Consider the following 17,903-nt stretch of genomic DNA (forward strand, 5'->3'; position numbering starts at 1 on the left):
TTCCCTGGGATGTGCTGTGGTCAGTAGGTCGCGGGCAGATACGCACCGTCGAGCAGACGGGCGGTGTCCGGGAACGGCAGCGCCTTGGCGCGGTCGATTGCCGTGTGGATCTCCTGCTGGAACTCGGTGCGCCAGGCGGACACGGCCGCGTCGATGTCCGGCTCGTCCGCGCGCAGCGTGTCCGCGGCCCGCACGATCGGGCAGGCCGCCATCCAGGACTCGATCTCCTCCTTGGAGCGGTAGCCGTGGTCGTGGTCGAGCCCGGGTCCCACATGGGCGCGCCATCGGTACGTCGCCAGTTCGAGCAGGACGGGTCCTTCGCCACGGCGGGCGTGTTCCACCGCGTCCGTCGCGGCGGCCCGGACGGCGAACACGTCGTTGCCGTCGACCGACAGGGCCCGCACTCCGGCGGCCTCGGCACGCCCGTGCACCGAGGTGCCCTCGGCATGCCGGACACTCAGCGGCGAGGAGATCGAGTACAGGTTGTTCTCACAGACGAAGATCACCGGAATCCGGTGCACCGCAGCGAAGTTCAGGGATTCGGAGAGCACGCCCTCGTCGGATGCGCCGTCACCGAAGAAGGTGAGCGCGACCCGCTCCTCACCGGCGCGGGCGAATGTCCAGCCGGTGCCGACAGCCACAGAGATCATCTCGCCGAGGATGGCGGCCGAGCCCGCGAAGCCCACCGACTGGTCCATCACGTGCATCGAGCCGCCCCGGCCGCGGGAGCAGCCGTCCTCCTTGCCGTAGAGCTCGGCCACCAGCGCTTCGAGGTCGCCCCCCTTCGCGAGGTAGGGCGCGTGCGAGCGGTGCCCCGAGTACACCCAGTCCGCGGTGGTGGTGGCCGAGCACACCCCCACCGCGGTCGCCTCCTGTCCGATGGAGAAGTGCGTGGGGGTGCGCATCTCCTGCTCGTCGCGGTAATAGTCGGCGAGGATCTCCTCCACCGTGCGGATGCGCACCATGTCCCGGATCAGCCGGGCGCGGGCAGACACCATCTTCGAGTCCTTTCGGTGTGTTTCGGTCACTGCGGCCCGGCCAGCAGGCTCCGCAGGCATGCGACGAGGCTGCGGGCTTCCACGTTGAGGTAGTAGCTGTGGCGCAGCAGGTCCGTCAGTTGCCGCAGGGTCACCCAGCGGAAGCCGGGGTGGCCGTCGGCTCCGATGCCGTCGGCTCCGACGTCGTCCGCTTCGACGACCAGGTAGCGGTTGCGGGTGTGGTAGAAGCGGCCGCCCTCTTCGGAGAGGGTGGTGTCGAAACGGATACGCCCGGGGGCGGCGGTGAGCACCTCGTCGAGGAAGGGCGGCCGGGCTTCGGTCGGCAGGACGGCGTAGTTCTGTGGTGTGCACTGCACCGTCGGGGCCAGTTCGATGACGTCGTTGTGGCCCGGTTCGGCCTTCGCCTGTACCAGGACGTGCAGGACGCCGTTGATCCGGCGGGTGAGGAAGGCGATGAGACCCGTCCGTCCGGCGGCGATCATGGGCTGGGCCCACTGGTCCACCTCGCGGCCCCTCGCGCGCACCCGTACGCCCATGACGTCGAAGAAGAGCCCGCTCTCGTGGCTGATCCGGCCGCCCGCCGCATGCCATCCGGTGACCTGGTCCAACGGCACCTGGCGGACCAGGAGTTCAGTGGTGCTGCGCGTCTCGGTGATCCAGTTCAGGATCTCGGCCGTGGTGTGCCGGCCGCCGTCAGCGCCGATCTCGCAGGACCTGAGCAATGCGGCCTGGAAGGCGTCCGGGGCCCAGGCCACGGCCTGGGCGAGGCCGGGGCCCGTGAAGGGCAGGCAGGACAGCACGGCGCGGGAGTCCATGTTCACCATGTCGTCCAGGGCGAGCAGCTCGTGAATCTGACCCAACGTCATCCACCGGAACCCGTCCCGCACTTCGACGGGTTCGCGCACCTCGACGATCATGTTGCGGTTGCGCTTCCGGTAGAACCAGGCGCCCTGCTCGGACTGGCGTACGTCAGCGATGACCGTGTGCCGTGCGGCGTTGCGGAAGTACTCGACGTAGGGGACCGGGCGCCCGCGGTGGGCGCCGGTGTAGTTGCTGCGGGTGGCCTGCACCGTGGGTGACAGCTGGAGCCCGTTGTGGTTGCCCGGTTCCACCTTCGCCTGCATCAGGAAGTGCGCGATGCCGTCGAACTCGGACATCAGGATGCCGAGGATGCCGGTCTCGGGCTGGTTGATGACCGGTTGGCTCCAACCGGGGGCCGCGGCGCCGGGCCGCTCGACCGCTACGCCCCCGACGGAGAAGAAGCGCCCGCTGTCGTGCACGAGGTTGCCGGTACCCGGCTCGCGGTGCCAGCCGGTCAGCTCGTCGAGCGGGACGGGCTCCACCTCGGTGAAGGACCGTTCGGCGCACGCGGCGAACCACTGGTGGTAGTCGGAAAGAGCCGTCACACCGTCGGTGCGGGCCGCTGCGGAACGGGCCAGGCGGCGGCTCAACAGCTCTTCCGCGTACGCCGTCGGAGCAGGTGCGTACGGGGCTGTGGGCGCCGTCATCAGGCTGCCTCCGCCTGCTCGCCCACCAGGCGTTCCAGAGTCGCGACCATGTCGGCGGGGGACGGCTGGGCCAGCAGTTCGTCGCGCATCCTGGCTGCGCCAGCGGCGAAGCGGGGCTCGTCCAGGAGCCGGGCGACGTGGTCGCGGACGGCGTCGGCGGTCGCGCTGTCGGCGGGCAGGGCAAGACCTGCCTCCAGCTCCTCCTGGCGCCGGGCGATCATCAGGGTGTCGTAGCCGTGACCCAGCACCAGTTGGGGCACGCCGTGGTGGACGGCGGTGAGGCGGGAGCCGATGCCACCGTGGTGCACGATGGCCGCGCAGGTGGGCAGCAGATCGTGGAGCGGTACGAAGTCCACCAGGCGGACGTTGTCGGGGAGTCGGCCGATCCCGGCCGCGTCGTCGGCGCTCAGGGTGGCGACGACCTCCACGTCCAGATCGGCCAGTCCGGCAAGGATGTCGCCGACCGTGGTCGTCGTGTTCTCGATCTCGTTGGAGAGGCCCAGAGTGAGGCACACCCGCTTGCGTTCGGCCGGTTTCCGCAGCCAGTCGGGCACCACAGAGGGGCCGTTGTAGGGGATGTACCGCAGGCTCTCGACCGGGCCCGCGGAGTCGAGCCGGGTGCTGGGCACCGATGTGCTGATGGTGAAACCGCCGGTGCGCAGCCGCTCGGTCCATGTGCCGCCGAGCCGGTGCATGGTCTCTTCAAGCCACTCGCGTGTGGGGTCCTCGCGGTGCGCCACGGGCTGCTCGTCGTGTCGGTGCAGGAACTCCTCGCGGGCCCGGCCGATGAAGTCCAGGCCGTACACGAACCGGGCGTGCGGTACGCCGATGAGTTCGGCGGCCACGGCGCCGGCGACGGTGAGCTGCTCCCAGATGACGAGGTCGGGCTGCCAGTGGCGGGCATAGGCGACCATCTCGTCGATCACCGGGTCGTTGTTGATCCCGGCGTAGAGGGCGGAGATGAGGACCTTCTCCAGGCCCAGCAGTCCCTCCCAGCTCCAGGCCGCGGCGTCGGTCATCGGCCAGTCGAAGGTGCCCAGGAAGTCGGACGCGCCGTTGCCCATCAACTGTCCGTACAGCTCGGGCTCGTAGGTGTCGTTGCGGTACCAGCCGGGCTCACCGACCGGCACGGCGGTCATGCCGCTTCCGGTGGTGGTCTCCGTCAGGTCGGGGTGCCCCATGACGCGCACCTCGTGCCCGGCCGCGCGCAGCGCCCAGGCGAGCGGCAACATCGGCTGGAAGTGCGTCGGATGGGGCATGCTGGCGAACAGAATCTTCATGTCGTGTTCTTCCTGGCTCAGACCGTGGCCACGGGGCAGGCGACCAACGACGGGGACACCGGGGCGGCGGCGCGGCGGACGAGCGGCCCGGTGGTGACCGGGCGGGGGCGGCGATCGGCGAGGGCGCGCAGTCCTTCCTGGGCGAAGGCCTCGGCGAAGGTCAGCACCGACGACCGTGTCGTGCACGGCACGAGGACGGCGCCCTGTTGCTCCAGGGAGCGGTCCGGGTCGAACCGGTCGGGGTCGGGGAACACCTCGGGGTCCCGGTGGGCGGCGCCAAGGACCGTCACCACGCGCTCACCGGCCTCGATGCGCTGCCCGCCCAGCTCGCAGGGGGCGTCGGCGGTGGCAACGTGCAGTTGGAGGGGAGAGGCCAGGCGCAGGGTCTCCCGCACCACCCGCTCGGCGTGGCCCGGCCGCGCCGTCAGCCGGTCCCACAGTTCGGCGGCGCTGTGGCCGGTCGCGGCACCACGGGCGACCGCGTTGGCCACCAGGTCCGTCGCCACCGGGATTCCGGCCACGGCGACATCGAGTCCGGCGGGGACGAGGGCCCGCAGGGTCGCCAGGCCTTCAGCGATCTGCCGGGTGAGGGCCGGGCTCTGCGGATAGAAGGGGGCGTCGAGCGCACCCCGGGTCTGCAGGACGGCGTGGTGCAGGGCGTGTTCCGCGGCCTCGTCGAGCCCGCAGGCCCGGGCCAGCGCGCCGACGGCCGCGTCGCGGGCGACGGCGACCAGGTCGGCTTCGTCGGGCGTCCGATCCAGTGTGTCTTTCCACGAAGCCGCGACGTATCGCGCCGCGGCTGCCGCGGTGTCGGGCCGGGAGACGTCGTCGGGCGCGTCAAAAAGGGGTCGGCCGCGCAACTCGGGTGTTGTCAGGGCGGCGTGTGCGACCGGATGCCGCGCGGCGACCCAGCCTCCGGTCGTGCTTCGGGACAGCGGCTGTGCACGCAGAGCGCGCCATTGGTCCCGGGGGTCGATGTCGAGTCCCCGCAGCAGAGCCGCGTAGGGGTCGCCCTGTGCGGCTGCGAGCCAGATGAGGCCCTGCTGCAGTTGCAGCCGACGCCCCAGACCTCGGTCTATGTGTGACACGTTCGAAATCTCCTGTCCAGAGGGAAGCGGGGTCCCTGGTCGCTTGCTGCGGAACGCCCGGAAGCAGGCCGGGGTCGTACGGCCGCTACCGGCGGGCCGGCGGAGTCATGGGCGTGGAGCCAGTCCATGGCTTCCATCAGGCCGTCGGGGGAGAGCGAAGCGAGCAGCGCGTCGCGTGCGTCGGCTTCGGCACCGTCCGGGTGGTAGAGGGCGTGGCCCATCCACCGGGACACCTCCTGGACCCGCGCGGTGCGCTCCCGCCGCAGTGCGGCGAACCGGGCGAGGCGCCCTGCGACGTCCGGGCCGACGGCGTGCGGGGATGAACCGTCCAGCGTCTCGCCGAGCACCACCGCGTCCTCCAGCGCCATACAGGCGCCCTGGGCGGCGTACTGCAGCATGGGGTGTGCGGCGTCTCCGATGAGGCAGACCCGCCCGTCGGTCCAGGTGTCGGTCGGTGCACGGTCGCAGAGCACCCAGGTCCGCCATTTCCGGCCGAGTTCGAGCAGGCGGCGGGCGTCCGGGTGCAGGTCGGGGAAGCCTGCGAGCACCTCGTCCCGGCCGGTCGGTACACCGGCCACCGCGTCCCGGGCGCCGTCGTCGCGGGTGATCGCGAGGTTCAGCTTGTCGCCGCCCGCGATCGGGTAGTGCACGAAGTGCCAGCCGGGGCCCGCCCAGAGGTTCACGGAGTTCCAGCGCAGCGCGGGCGGCACCTCCGCCATCGGTACGACCGTGCGGTGGATGGTGTGGCCGGAGACCTGCGGCGGGCCGTCGCCCACCAGCTGGGCGCGGACTCTGGAGCGCATCCCGTCGGCCCCGATCAGGGCGTCCGCCTCGATGCTGCGGCCGTCGGCGGTCAGGACGTCCACCGCGTCGGGGGTGTTCCGGTAGCCGGTCACCGTTACGCCGGAGAGCAGCGTGACGCGGTCGTGGGCATGGCAGGCACGCAGCAGCGCGGTGTGCAGATCGCCGCGCTGGACCACGGAGTAAGGGCTGCCGAACCGCCGCTGGTACGCGTCGCCGAGCGGCAGCGAGACCAGGGCCGCACCGGAACGGCCGTCCATGAGCCGCAGGGCGTCGACGTGGACGGCACTGGCGCGTACCGGTTCTGCGACGCCGAGCCGGTCCAGGGCGCGGAAGGCGTTGGGTGCCAGCTGGATACCCGCGCCGAGCTCGGCGAACTCGGTGTTCCGTTCGAGGACTTGGGCGGTGTGGCCGGACCGGGCGACGGCCAGGGCGGCCGCCAGGCCGCCGATCCCGCCGCCCGCTATCGCGATGTTCAGCACTTCTCTACCTTGTGGCTGGCAGGGGCAGGGGCAGGGGTTCACGGTGGGGTGGCGGGGCCGGTGCGTGGTGCTCAGCCGCAGCCAGCAGGGCGGTGACCGTCTCCCTGAGCACGGCGGCCCCGTCCCGGCTGAGCAGTGACTCCGGGTGGAACTGCAGAGAGGCGAAGCCGGGGCCGCGCAGGCCGTGCACCTGACCGGTGGCCGGGTCGCGGCTCACCTCGACAGTCCCGGAGACCGCGGGAGAGTCGATCGTGTCCTCGGTGCTGCTCAGGGCGAAGGTGTTGTAGAAGCCGACGACGACCGGCCTCCCGAAGAGGTCGATCTTCTTCTGCACGCCCTGGTTGGGGCGTTCGCGGCGCACGATGTCAAGCCCGAGCACCGTGCCGAGCATCTGGTGGCTGAGGCAGACGGCGAGGAAGGGTGTCGGCGCGTCGAGCAGGTGCCGGATCGTCTCGCGCAGGGAGCGGATTCTGGCGTCGCCGATGTCACGGGGGTCGCCCGGGCCCGGCCCCATGACCACGAGGTCGTACGCCGTGGTGGCATACGGCGCGTCGAAGCGGCGTACGTCGACGTCGAACCCCACCGCACGCAGCAGATGGGCGATCATCGCGGTGAAGTTGTCCTCGGCGTCGACCACGAGTACGCGCCGGCCCTCGGGAACCCGACCGACCCACGGATCGTCGTCGGCCGGGGGCGAGCTCAGCCAGAACTGCGCGAGGCTCTCGTTGCGGTCTTCGAGCGCACCGAGGACCAGGGGATGGTCGGCCAGTGTGAGGGCCACCGCTTGGCGGGCGGACGTGGGTTCGGTGATGCCCAGCGCGCGCAGCACACCGCGCGCCTTGGCGTGCGTCTCGGCCACTTCGGAGTCGGGCTCGGAGTCGCGCACCAGGGTGGCGCCCACCGTCAGTTCGAGCCGGCCGCCGGTGATGGCCGCCGTACGCAGGAGTATCGCCGAATCCAGGGACGTACCGCCGTTGATGTCACGGCTGACCAGCGCGGCGACTCCGCTGTAGTAGCCGCGTCCGCCGCGTTCGTACTCGCGGATCACCCGGCACGCGCTCTCCAGAGGGCTGCCGATGACCGTGGGCGCGAACATCGTCTCGCGGAGGATCTCGCGCACGTCGCGGGTGGTGCGGCCCTTGATGAGGTACTCGGTGTGCGCGAGGGTGGCCATCTCCTTCAGGTACGGGCCCACGACCCGGCCGCCCTCGTCGCAGATCCGGGCCATCATCTTGAGTTCCTCGTCCACCACCATGTACAGCTCACCGGCCTCCTTGGGGTCGGCGAGGAACCGCATCACGTCGGCGAGCGCGGGGCCGTCGGGCGGATAGCGCAGGGTGCCGCTGACGGGGTTCATCACGGCGGTCCCGTCGAAGAGGCTGACGTGCCGCTCGGGAGTGGCGCCGACGAAGGTGCGGTCCCCGGTGTGCACGACGAACGTCCAGTACGCACCGCGCTCACCGCCGAGCAGCCGGCGGAACAGGCTCAGGGCCACGGCGGGGGACCAGTTGGTGACGTCGGCCGTGAAGGAGCGGCTGATGACGAAGTTGGCGCCCGTACCGTTACCGATCTCGCGCTCCAGGACCCGGCGCACGATCGAGGCGTACTCCGCGTCGTCGGTGTCGAAGCGTGCGTTCGACATGTCGACGGGCACGTCGGGCAGTAGCGCCAGGGCCTCGTCCAGGGGACGGGCGGATTGGTCGGTCACGGTCAGGGTCAGCAGCGGTGCGCCGTCGTCGTGGCAGACGAAGCCCCGCTCGGAGACCTGGCGGTAGGGCACCAGGACCAGAGTCTCGTGGTGTGGTCCTGGCGGGCCTTCGCCGGGCGCGGTGAGCGGTATGTCGGCCAGACGGGCCACTTCGTTCACGTCGCCGAGCAGGAGCTCCACCCGGTCCCCGACCGCCTCGGGGCGGTACAGCAGGGCGAAGGCGGGGGCGTCGGGTCCGAGCACGCGTCCCAGGAGGTCGGTGAACCGACAGTCGTCGGGCGCCATCGCGTCAGTCCTGCCCGACGAGCTCGCCGGCGCCCAGCCGGCTGAGCACCGTGTCGGTGGACACGACGACCGAGCACCGGGACGCGGCGTAGTCGAGTGCCATCCGGTGATGGTCCGCGGAGAAGTCGGCGACGGCGTCCGCCACCAGGAAGGTCTCGATGTCGTGGGTGAAGGCCTCGACGGCCGTCATCAGGCAGCCGACGTGGGCGTAGACACCGCAGATGATCAATTGATCGCGACCGCTGCGCCGCAGATGGTCCATCAGGTCGTTGCCGTGGAAGGCGCTGTAACGCCACTTCGTGAAGACCGCGTTCTCCGCGGTGGGCGCCACCTCGTCGATGATCGCGCGATGTTCGGGCGTCGTCTGCATGCCCGGACCCCAAAAGTCCTTGAGCAGTCCGCGCTGGTCCCCCGTCATGTCCCCCGGCTGCGCGGTGTAGGCGACCGGGATGTCCAGGGAACGGCACAGCTCGACCAGTTTGCGGGCGTTGCCGACCAGGCTGAGTGCGGGCTCCTGGGAGGCGGGGAAGGGGGCCACGAAGTACCGCTGCATGTCGTGCACGAGGAGAGCCGCGCGCCGGGGGTCGGGTCGCCACGAGGCCGTGTTGACGGGCAGGGATTCCTGGCGGGGCATGGGGTAGGGGGCGATGCCGGGTATGGCCATGAGGGAGTTCTCCTGGAGGTGCGATGCGGGCCTAGCGGCCCAGGGCGGCGCCGCCGTCGACGTGGAGGTCGTGCATGGTGATGTGCGCGGCACGGTCGGAGAGCAGGAACGCGACGGCGTCCGCGATGTCGTCGGGGGTGGCGAACTTGCCGAGCGGAATGCCGACCCGGTACTCGGACAGCACTCCGTCGAGTGAGTGGGCAGGCCCGGACTCGTCCTCCCACAGGGAGCGGAGCATGGGCGTGTCGGTCGAGCCGGGACATACGGCGTTGCAGCGGATGCCGTGTTGCGCCAGCTCAAGGCCGAGGTTCTTCGTGAACGCGACGGCCGCGGCCTTCGACGCGCTGTACGCGGCCATGTGGACCCGTGGAACGACGGCGGCGTTGGAGGCCACCGTGACGATGGAGCCCCGGTGCCCGCGCTGCGTCATGCGACGGGCGACGGCGGTGGAGACCCGGAAGACACCGGCGGTGTTGACCGCGAAGGTCTGCTCCCAGTCCTCCTCGGTGAGTGAAAGGACCGGCGCGGCGCGCAGGATGCCCGCGGTGCTGACGAGCTGGTCGATCGGGCCCAACTGCTCCTCCACGGCGGAGATCACGGACTCCACCTGGGCAGCTGAGGTGACATCCGCGGAGCAGCTGACCACGGACAGGCCCTTCTCCCTGGCGGTCCGTTCCAGTTCTTCGAGTGCCACCGCGTCGAGGTCGACCGCGGCGACCGAGGCACCGGCCTCGGCGAGCGCGTACACGACCGCCCGCCCGATACCTCCGGCGGCTCCCGTCACCAGCGCCACCTTGCCGGCGTGCTCCGTGCCGGCGTGCTCCGTGCCGGGGCGCGCCCTTGGGATGTGCTCCTTGCCCTTCAACGTCGTTTCTCCTTGGGTCGCAACAGATCGAGTCACTACAGATCGGGTCACTGCGGACCGGCCGTGGATCAGGCGTGCCAGGTGAGTGCGAGGTGCCGGGCCTGCGTCAGATTGAGCCGCGGGTCGCACAGCGTGGTGTACGCGGCGCCCGGCACGTCGTCGGGGGCCCAGACGCACTCGGCGACCAGCTGGGCGGTTGCCTCCAGATGCAGGCCGCCCGCGACACCACGCTCGGCGAGCACCACGTCCTGGAAGGCCTCGACCTCGTCGATGAGCGTGGCCACGATCCGTGTCTTGCGTCCGTCCGCCGCGCGGACGGTGTTGCCGTGCATGGGGTCGCACAGCCAGATCACCGGGTGCCCCGCAGCGCGTACCGCCCGTACCAGCCGCGGAAGTTGGTCGCGGACATGGGCGGTGCCCATGCGGGTGACGAGGGAGAGCCGGCCGGGGGTGCGGCCGGGATCCAACGCGGCGCACAGCGCCAGCAGTTCGTCGGCCGTCATGGTGGGGCCGACCTTGCAGGCCACGGGGTTGACGACCTGGGACAGCAGCTGGACGTGGGCGCCGTTCAGCTGCCGGGTGCGCTCACCGATCCACGGCAGGTGGGTGGAGGCCAGCAGCAGCCCGCCGTCGTCAAGCCTGCGCAGCAGCGGCCGTTCGTAGTCGAGCAGCAGCGCCTCGTGGCTGGACCACACGGCAGACCCGGCGTCCGCCGCCGGTGCGCGGCCCTGTTCCGCCACGGCCGACTGGACGGTGCGTGACAGGTCGTAGCCCATCAGCAGCCGCCGGGGGTCGGGCTCCCGTGCGACCAGGTCGGCCTCGGGCGCGTTCACCATGGGGCCCCGGTAAGCGGGGAGTTCGAGGCCTCCGACCCGGTCGAAGGGCTGAGAGCGAGGCTTGGCGAACTGGCCGGCCAGCCGCCCGACCCGCAGCACCTCACGTCCGGTGCCGTCCCGCATCACGTCGGCGAGTTCGTCGAGCAGGCGCACGGTGCGCCGGACGCCGGGCGTGGTGCACTCGGCCGGGTCCTCGGCGCAGTCGCCCGCCTGCAGGATCCGCCGGTCTCCGGTGACCACCTCGGCGAGGAGCTCCCGCAGCCGGGCCGTGTCGTCGGCGGTGACGAGGCCGGGGCGCCCGCGCAGGTTCGCGCGGACCCGGTCGAGCAGCCACCGGTCACGCCAGACGGGCTGCTGCTCCGCGGCCGGGGGTGGGGGGACCTCTTCCACGTTCGCGGCGTGGACTGTGGCCGTATCTCGCCCCACGTAGCTCCCCCTCTTTTGGATATAGCAGAACGTCCGATCCGGTGATCGGAATTCGGGCTTCGAATTAAGTGGTTGCCGAATTCGTGACGGGTCACTTTCGGCAATGTGGCACGCAATGGATCTGCAAGATATGCAGATGTAACGGCCTTCGTCAAGCGATCATTGATGTGCTTCAAATGCCTGCAGGGCCCCGGTTTTAATGCGGTTGCGCGCATCTTTCGAAACGTGTGCGGTTACATGCACTGCTTTGCTTCGACTTGACTCGCCTATCGGTAGGTTAAGGCTTTACAGCCGCCACCTAATGACATTAGGTTGACGTCGCCCTGCCGTATTGGCGGCCCGTTTTACTATTCAGTTTCAGGGGGAGTACATGCAGAAGGGCACGCACCTGCTCGTCACGGGGGGCGCGGGTTTCATCGGCTCCCACTACGTCCGTACGCTGCTGCGTTGCGCGGACGTGGACGTGCGCACCGTCACGGTCCTGGACAAGCTCACCTACGCGGGCAACCTCGCCAATCTGGCCGACCTGGCCGGCGACGACCGGCTGCGCTTCAGGCAGGGCGATATCTGCGACCCCGGTGTCCTCGACGCACTGATGCCCGGCGTCGACACGGTGGTTCACTTCGCCGCCGAGTCCCATGTAGACCGCTCGATCGAGGACAGCGGCGCATTCCTGCGCACCAACGTCCTCGGCACCCAGAGCCTGCTGGACGCCTCGCTCCGGCACGGCGTACGCACATTCGTGCACGTCTCCACGGACGAGGTGTACGGGTCGATCGAGCACGGGTCCTGGGACGAGAACTGCCCCCTGCGGCCGAACTCCCCCTACTCCGCGTCGAAGGCCTCATCCGACCTCCTGGCATTGGCCGGCCACCGCACCCACGGCCTCGATGTCCGCATCACCCGCTGCTCGAACAACTACGGCCCGATGCAGCACCCGGAGAAGGTGATCCCCCTCTTCGTCACCCGCCTCGTCGACGGGCTGTCCGTGCCGCTGTACGGCGACGGCAGCAACGTCCGCGACTGGCTGCACGTCGAGGACCACTGCCGCGGCATCGAACTCGTGCGGCGGGCGGGCCGTCCCGGAGAGGTCTACAACATCGGCGGCGGTACGGAACTCACCAACCGGCAGCTGACCGAACGGCTGCTGGTGGCCACCGGCGCCGACTGGTCGTCCGTGCGCCCGGTGCCCGATCGCAAGGGACACGACCTGCGCTACTCGGTCGACTGCCGAAAGGCCCGGGACGAACTCGGCTACCGGCCGCTGCGCGACCTCGAATCCGGACTGGCCGCCACCGTGGCCTGGTACCGGGACCACCCCGACTGGTGGCGCCCGCTCGGCACCGATCCGTTGCCCCGCACCGCGCCATCCGTCGCCCTGACCGGAACCGCCCACTGACCGCCGACCGCCCCTAGGCAAGGAAACCCATCGCGATGCGCGGAATACTGCTGGCCGGCGGTTCAGGTACCCGGCTGCTGCCGCTGACCACCATCAACTCCAAACAGCTGCTGCCCGTCTACGACAAGCCGCTGGTGTACTACCCCCTGTCGGTGCTGATGCTCGCCGGGATGCGGGAAATCCTCGTCATCACCAACAGCCTCCACATCGAATCTTTCCGCTCCCTGCTCGGCGACGGCAGCCACCTCGGCCTCGACCTGCAGTACGCCGTCCAGGACGAGCCGCGGGGAATCGCCGAATCTCTGTTGATCGGACGGGAGTTCGCCGGTGACGAAGACGTCTGCCTGATTCTCGGCGACAACATCTTCTACGGACAGGGCCTGCCCGCCGCGCTGCACAACGCTGCGGAGACCGTCGACGGCTGCACGGTCTTCGGCTACCCGGTCTCCGACCCCGAGCGCTTCGGCGTCGCCGTGCTCGACGGCGACGGTGAACTCGTCGACATCGTGGAGAAGCCCACCGCTCCGCCGTCCAACATCGCCGTCACCGGCCTGTACATGTACAGCAACGACGCCCTCGGCTACGCCGAGAAGATCTCGCCGTCCGCCCGGGGCGAGCTGGAGATCTCCGACGTCAACCGGCTGCTCGTCCAGGAGGGACGGGGCCGGATCGTCCAACTCGGCCGCGGCAACGCCTGGCTCGACGCCGGCACCCACGACAGCCTCCTGGAGGCCAGTCAGTACGTACAGGTCCTGCAGAAACGGCAGGGCATGCAGATCGCCTGCCTGGAGGAGACCGCGTTCCGCATGGGCTACATCGGCATGGACCAGCTCAGTGAACTCGCCGACCGGCTCTCCACCGGGTCGATGTACGGCAGGCACGTCAGATCTCTGGTCGAGGCCTGATCCATCCCAGGCACCCCGCCACCGGAAGCCCGAACTCCCGACAGGACGCACGAAGGAACGGGCCATCAAAACAGGAGACATCTATGGAGAGCGCTGCCGGTGCTCCGCGCAACCACCGTCTTGATTCCCTCACCGGAGCGCGCTTCGTCGCTGCGGGCCTCGTGTTCCTGTGCCACATAGCGACCGGAGGCCTCTTCGCCGCCGGGTCGGGCGCGGCCGACGGACTGATGACGGCGACCAAGACCGCCGGGACCATCGGCGTCTCGTTCTTCTTCGTCCTCAGCGGCTTCGTACTGACCTGGTCGGCCCGCCCGGGCGAGTCCTACGGCAGCATGCTGCGACGCCGCCTGGTGAAGATCCTTCCCAACCATGTGGTGACCTTCGCCCTGGCGATGGTCGTGTACGCCGCAGCCGCCACCCCGCTCGGTACGGCCGTCCTCAACCTGCTCCTTCTCCAGTCCTGGTCGTCCGACCCGGCGGTGTTCCTGAGCGTCAACGGCGCGAGCTGGTCGCTCTCCTGCGAGCTGCTCTTCTACGCGCTGTTCCCGGTGCTGCTGCCGCTGGTCGGCCGGATCCGCTCCGTACGGCTGTGGTGGTGGGCGGCCGGTGTCGCCGCGGCGGTCATGGTGCTCCCGCTCGTGGCGTCGGGCCTGCTGCCGCAGTCCCCCGCCTTCCCCGCGATGGGCTCGTGGCTCGACGGCGTATCCATCGAGCGCCTGTGGTTCGTCTACATCTTCCCGCTGACCCGGCTGCTGGAGTTCGTACTCGGCATGCTGATGGCGCGCATCGTGCTCAGCGGCCGGTGGATCGGCCTGAACGCCGCCTGGGCTGCGCTGCTGACTGCCGTCGCGTACGTCGTGGGGATCTACACGCCCATGCTGTTCACCGTCGCCGCCGTCACCGTTGTTCCGCTGGCGCTGTTCACCGCCGCGCTGGCGGCTACCGACGCGGCCGGCGGCCGTACGATCCTCGCCGGACCGGTGACGCGTCGCCTCGGTGAGGCTTCGTTCGCGTTCTACCTCGTCCACGGGATCGTCCTGGCCTACGCCGGGGAACAGATCGCGGGTGCGGGCCGGCCGCTGACCACGCTGGAGAGCGTGCTCGTCTCGTTGCTCGCCCTTGCGGTGAGCCTGGGCCTCGCCCTGGCCATGTACCACTGGATCGAGACGCCCGCGACGCGCCACTGGGGCCGCCGCCCCGGGCCCCGGGCAGCCGCCGCGCCGTCCGGTTCCGCGGCGGTGCCCGAGCCGTCGCCGGGCCGCACGGACGAGGGCGCATCGCCCCGCGCATGACCTGAGCCGGGCCGCATCGCACTCCCCGCCTCCCTCCCCCTTCCGCTCCGACACCGACTGAGGTCTCTTCCTTGCGCATCCTTTTCGTCACAGGCGGCAGCCCGGCCACCGCCTACGCACTCACCCCGCTGGCGACTTCCGCCCGCAACGCCGGTCACGAGGTCCTCGTCGCGTCCAACAAGGAGACGATGGAGGCGATCGCCGGAGCCGGGCTCCCCGGCGTCTGCGTGTCCGACGTCCCGATCCGGCATCTCATCACCACCGACCGCGCCGGCGATCCCGTCCCGAAGTCCGACGACCCGGACGAGCAGATGCGGTCCATCGGCCACGCTTTCGGCCGGATGGCGGCGCTCTACCAGGAGCCCCTGCACGAACTGGCCCTGTCCTGGCGTCCCGATGTGGTCGTCGGCGGCACGCTCACGTACTCGGCCGCGGTCCTCGCCGCCCGCATCGGCGTGCCCTACGTAAGGCAGTCCTGGGACTCCGGCGAGCCGCAGGTCGTCGACGTGGCCGCCGAGATCGAGATGCGGCCGGAACTCGATGCACTGGGCCTCGGCGGCATCCCCGACTCCACCCTGTGGATCGACGTCTGCCCGCCGAGCGTCCGGGACCCCGAGGCCCCGCAAGGGACAGGCATGCTCTGGGTCCCCTGCAACTTGCAGCCCCAGCTGGAGCCGTGGATGTACACGAAGGGCTCCGCGCCCCGGGTCGCCATCACCGCCGGCACGAAGACCGCCCCCGGCTATTTCTTCGACTACCTGGTCCAACTCGTGCACAAGCTCCGGCCCTTGGATGCCGAGCTGCTCGTCAGCGCACCGCCCGCGGTGGCCGGTGAACTCAGCGAGGCGACGGGCACGAAGGTCGGCTGGCTGCCCTTCGACACGGTGGCCCGCAGCTGCGACCTGCTCGTCCACCACGCGGGCGGCGGCACGGCGCTGACCGGCATGGTCTATGGCATCCCCCAGCTGCTCGTCCCCAACATGCCCAAGCTGGTGGCTCCTTCGGAGCGCCTCGCCGCCTATGGCGCGGCCCGCTCGATCCTGCCCGGCGACGACACCCCGGACGCGGTGGCGACGGCGGCGGAGGACCTGCTGACGAAGGAGACCTACCGCGAGCGCGCCCGGTCGCTGGCGGCTGAGGCCAACGCCATGCCTGCGCCCGCCGAGGTGCTGAACTTGATCGAGAAGCTGGTCTGAACCCGTGTTCTACCACGTGTGTTTCGTCGTACCGGACATCGAGCAGGCGATGAGCGACCTCACCGAGAGCGTCGGCGCGCAGTGGTCCGGAGTCCTGGAGGATTCCCTCGGGGAGTGGGACTACCGGCTCGCGTTCACCCGCGGCGGCCCGCCCTACATCGAACTCGTCCAGGGACCCCCCGGCAGCCCCTGGGACTCCACCCTGGGGGCCCGCTGCCACCACCTCGGCTACTGGACCGAGGACGTGACCCGGAGCGCGGCCCGGCTGTCCGACGCGGGCTTCACCCAGGAGTTCAGCGCCTGCCCGTTCGGGCGCCCGTACACCTACCAGAAGGTGCGCAGCCTCGGCATCGACCTGGAAATGATGGACATCTCCCGGCAGCGGAAGTTCGTCGCGTCCTGGGACCCCGGGGCCCCGCCGATGCCCGCCTTCGACGCGGCATCCGACGTGTGACTCACGCCGTCGCAGCGCCTGTTCATCCGTACGAATGGAGCAGAAACCGAATGCCCAGCGAGAATCCCGATGTACTGATCGTCGGGGGCAGCACGGTGGGGCTGTGCACAGCCCTTTTCCTGTCCCGGGCCGGGATGCGCCCCTTGGTCGTCGAGCGGCGCCCGGCACCCCTGACGCACCCGCGTGCCATGGGGATCGGCCCGCGCACCGTGGAGATCCTGCGCGCGGCCGGGCTCGCCGACGCGGTGGACGCCCAGTGCGTGGACATGACCGGCGACGACCTCCAGATGTTCGCCACGCCCACCCTCGCGGATGCCGACCTGGACGCCCTTTCCCGGCAGGCACCGCCCCGCGCGGACGCCTTCGGGCGGCTGACACCGCAGACCCTGCGCGGCACCTGCCCCCAGGGCCGCCTGGACCAGGTGGTCGTCGACGAGGCCCGGGCCGCGGGCGCGCGCATCGAGTTCGGTACCGAGCTCATCGACTTCGTACAGGACGACGAAGGAGTCACCGCACGGGTTGCGGGGGCCGACGGTGTCCGCGAGATCCGGGCCCGCTACCTGGTGGCCACCGACGGCGCCCGCAGCGGAGTACGAAAGCGTCTTGGCATCGCCACCAGCGGCCCCGGTGTGCTCGGCGACCCCCTGATCAGCGTGCTCTTCCATGCCGACCTGACGGAACTGACGCACGGCCACACCTTCGTCGTCTGCGACATCACCACCCCGAAGGCTCCCGGCGGATTGCTGCCGGTCGACGGCAGGAGGGAGTGGATCTACCACTTCCGCTATTCGCCCGACTCCGGCGAGAAGGCAGAGGACTTCACACCGGAGAAGTGCGCCGCACGGATCCGGGAGGCCATCGGACCCGCCGCCGACGTGGAGCCCGAGGTGGTGAGCATCCTGCCCTGGCAGGTACGCGGACTGATCGCCGACCGGTTCCGCTCCGGCCGTGTGTTCCTCGCCGGGGATGCCGCCCATGTGATCCCGCCGGTCGGTGCCTTCGGCATGAACACCGGAGTGGCCGACGCCCACAACCTCGCATGGAAACTCGCGCACGTGGTGGAAGGGAATGCGGGCGACGCCCTCCTGGACACCTACGAGGCCGAGCGGGCCCCGGTGGCAAGGACCGCGCTCGAGCAGTCGATGCTGCGGCTCGAGGACCCCTCCCTGCACTGGGCGTCCGGGCAGGAAGGCCGCGAGCGCAGGGCTCGCGCCGGGGCGCTCAACGCCCCGGTGGTCCACCTCGGCTACCGCTACGAATCCGCGGCCGTGCTCGACGCGCACCCCGAGCTGCCGTCCGGTGAGGACGTGGAGCCGGATCTGGACGGATCTCCCGGTTCCCGCCTCCCGCACCACTGGCTGACGGGCAAACGCGACCGGGTCTCCACACTCGACCTGATCGACTACCGGTTCACACTCCTCACCGGCGCACGCGGGCAGGAGTGGCTCGACGCCCTCGGCAAGGTGGCGGCCCGTCTCGGCGTGGCGGTGGACGGACATCGCATCGAGGACGGCACCACCTGGACCGCACAGGTCGGGGTCGAGGACTCCGGTGCCCTGTTGGTACGCCCCGACGGGTTCGTCGCATGGCGTGCCCCGAGCCTCGACGACGCGCCTGAAATCCGTCTCGAACAAGCCCTGGCCGCGCTCCTCGCCCGCCAGGAACAGCCTTCCTGAGGCGCAATCAGCTCACCATCCGACCTCAACACACTCTTCG

The 17,903-nt window shown here is 70.3% G+C and carries 15 protein-coding genes; 6 read left to right on the forward strand and 9 right to left on the reverse strand.

What is annotated here, in order from left to right:
* Window positions 1-20: 20 nt before the first annotated feature.
* The 9 genes from ACFQ7F_RS12125 to ACFQ7F_RS12165 form a co-directional block, all read right to left on the reverse strand.
* Window positions 21-998 (reverse strand): thiamine pyrophosphate-dependent dehydrogenase E1 component subunit alpha, encoded by a 978-nt coding sequence (locus ACFQ7F_RS12125; RefSeq protein WP_383269542.1) that lies wholly within the window; start codon window positions 996-998, stop codon window positions 21-23.
* A gap of 26 nt (window positions 999-1,024) precedes the next feature.
* Complete coding sequence (locus ACFQ7F_RS12130) at window positions 1,025-2,506, reverse strand: NDP-hexose 2,3-dehydratase family protein (protein WP_383269544.1); 1,482 nt, start codon at window positions 2,504-2,506, stop codon at window positions 1,025-1,027.
* The gene (locus tag ACFQ7F_RS12135; protein WP_383269545.1) at window positions 2,506-3,786 is read right to left on the reverse strand and encodes an activator-dependent family glycosyltransferase; all 1,281 of its coding nucleotides are present in this window, start codon (window positions 3,784-3,786) and stop codon (window positions 2,506-2,508) included. Before ACFQ7F_RS12135 ends, ACFQ7F_RS12130 begins: the two co-directional genes overlap by 1 nt.
* A 17-nt stretch (window positions 3,787-3,803) precedes the next feature.
* On the reverse strand, window positions 3,804-4,874 hold the full coding sequence (locus ACFQ7F_RS12140; RefSeq protein ID WP_383269546.1) for a cytochrome P450: 1,071 nt from the start codon (window positions 4,872-4,874) through the stop codon (window positions 3,804-3,806).
* Window positions 4,862-6,157, reverse strand: a complete 1,296-nt coding sequence (locus ACFQ7F_RS12145) for an FAD-dependent monooxygenase (RefSeq protein WP_383269548.1) — start codon at window positions 6,155-6,157, stop codon at window positions 4,862-4,864. Before ACFQ7F_RS12145 ends, ACFQ7F_RS12140 begins: the two co-directional genes overlap by 13 nt.
* A 4-nt stretch (window positions 6,158-6,161) precedes the next feature.
* Complete coding sequence (locus tag ACFQ7F_RS12150; RefSeq protein WP_383269549.1) at window positions 6,162-8,150, reverse strand: anthranilate synthase family protein; 1,989 nt, start codon at window positions 8,148-8,150, stop codon at window positions 6,162-6,164.
* Between the two features lie 4 nt (window positions 8,151-8,154).
* Entirely contained in the window at window positions 8,155-8,814 is a 660-nt protein-coding gene (locus ACFQ7F_RS12155; protein ID WP_383269551.1) for an isochorismatase family protein, read from the reverse strand.
* A gap of 31 nt (window positions 8,815-8,845) precedes the next feature.
* Complete coding sequence (locus tag ACFQ7F_RS12160) at window positions 8,846-9,661, reverse strand: 2,3-dihydro-2,3-dihydroxybenzoate dehydrogenase (RefSeq protein ID WP_383269624.1); 816 nt, start codon at window positions 9,659-9,661, stop codon at window positions 8,846-8,848.
* 86 nt (window positions 9,662-9,747) lie between these two features.
* Window positions 9,748-10,905, reverse strand: coding sequence for a 3-deoxy-7-phosphoheptulonate synthase (locus tag ACFQ7F_RS12165; protein WP_383269552.1), 1,158 nt, complete (start codon window positions 10,903-10,905; stop codon window positions 9,748-9,750).
* A gap of 406 nt (window positions 10,906-11,311) precedes the next feature.
* On the opposite strand from ACFQ7F_RS12165, the gene rfbB reads away from it, so the two are divergent.
* From rfbB to ACFQ7F_RS12195, 6 genes are all read left to right on the forward strand, one after another.
* A complete protein-coding gene (gene rfbB, locus ACFQ7F_RS12170) occupies window positions 11,312-12,340 on the forward strand; it encodes a dTDP-glucose 4,6-dehydratase (RefSeq protein ID WP_383269553.1) in 1,029 nt (342 codons plus the stop codon).
* Between the two features lie 35 nt (window positions 12,341-12,375).
* Window positions 12,376-13,245: a glucose-1-phosphate thymidylyltransferase RfbA gene (gene rfbA, locus ACFQ7F_RS12175; protein WP_383269555.1), complete on the forward strand. Its 870-nt coding sequence runs from the start codon at window positions 12,376-12,378 to the stop codon at window positions 13,243-13,245.
* A gap of 83 nt (window positions 13,246-13,328) precedes the next feature.
* On the forward strand, window positions 13,329-14,537 hold the full coding sequence (locus ACFQ7F_RS12180) for an acyltransferase family protein (protein WP_383269557.1): 1,209 nt from the start codon (window positions 13,329-13,331) through the stop codon (window positions 14,535-14,537).
* A gap of 71 nt (window positions 14,538-14,608) precedes the next feature.
* Entirely contained in the window at window positions 14,609-15,733 is a 1,125-nt protein-coding gene (locus ACFQ7F_RS12185) for a nucleotide disphospho-sugar-binding domain-containing protein (protein WP_383269559.1), read from the forward strand.
* Between the two features lie 4 nt (window positions 15,734-15,737).
* Window positions 15,738-16,187: a VOC family protein gene (locus tag ACFQ7F_RS12190; RefSeq protein ID WP_383269561.1), complete on the forward strand. Its 450-nt coding sequence runs from the start codon at window positions 15,738-15,740 to the stop codon at window positions 16,185-16,187.
* A 50-nt stretch (window positions 16,188-16,237) separates the two neighbouring features.
* The gene (locus ACFQ7F_RS12195; RefSeq protein ID WP_383269563.1) at window positions 16,238-17,863 is read left to right on the forward strand and encodes an FAD-dependent monooxygenase; all 1,626 of its coding nucleotides are present in this window, start codon (window positions 16,238-16,240) and stop codon (window positions 17,861-17,863) included.
* The last annotated feature ends 40 nt before the right edge of the window (window positions 17,864-17,903 follow it).

It is taken from the genome of Streptomyces sp. NPDC056486 (genome assembly GCF_042795295.1).
Taxonomy (GTDB): domain Bacteria; phylum Actinomycetota; class Actinomycetes; order Streptomycetales; family Streptomycetaceae; genus Streptomyces.

Coding starts and splice junctions, on each gene's coding strand:
- ACFQ7F_RS12125 (WP_383269542.1), bottom strand. CDS start 998: ATGGTGTCTGCCCGCGCCCGGCTGATCCGGGACATGGTGCGCATCCGC.
- ACFQ7F_RS12130 (WP_383269544.1), bottom strand. CDS start 2,506: ATGACGGCGCCCACAGCCCCGTACGCACCTGCTCCGACGGCGTACGCG.
- ACFQ7F_RS12135 (WP_383269545.1), bottom strand. CDS start 3,786: ATGAAGATTCTGTTCGCCAGCATGCCCCATCCGACGCACTTCCAGCCG.
- ACFQ7F_RS12150 (WP_383269549.1), bottom strand. CDS start 8,150: ATGGCGCCCGACGACTGTCGGTTCACCGACCTCCTGGGACGCGTGCTC.
- ACFQ7F_RS12155 (WP_383269551.1), bottom strand. CDS start 8,814: ATGGCCATACCCGGCATCGCCCCCTACCCCATGCCCCGCCAGGAATCC.
- rfbB (WP_383269553.1), top strand. CDS start 11,312: ATGCAGAAGGGCACGCACCTGCTCGTCACGGGGGGCGCGGGTTTCATC.
- rfbA (WP_383269555.1), top strand. CDS start 12,376: ATGCGCGGAATACTGCTGGCCGGCGGTTCAGGTACCCGGCTGCTGCCG.
- ACFQ7F_RS12180 (WP_383269557.1), top strand. CDS start 13,329: ATGGAGAGCGCTGCCGGTGCTCCGCGCAACCACCGTCTTGATTCCCTC.
- ACFQ7F_RS12195 (WP_383269563.1), top strand. CDS start 16,238: ATGCCCAGCGAGAATCCCGATGTACTGATCGTCGGGGGCAGCACGGTG.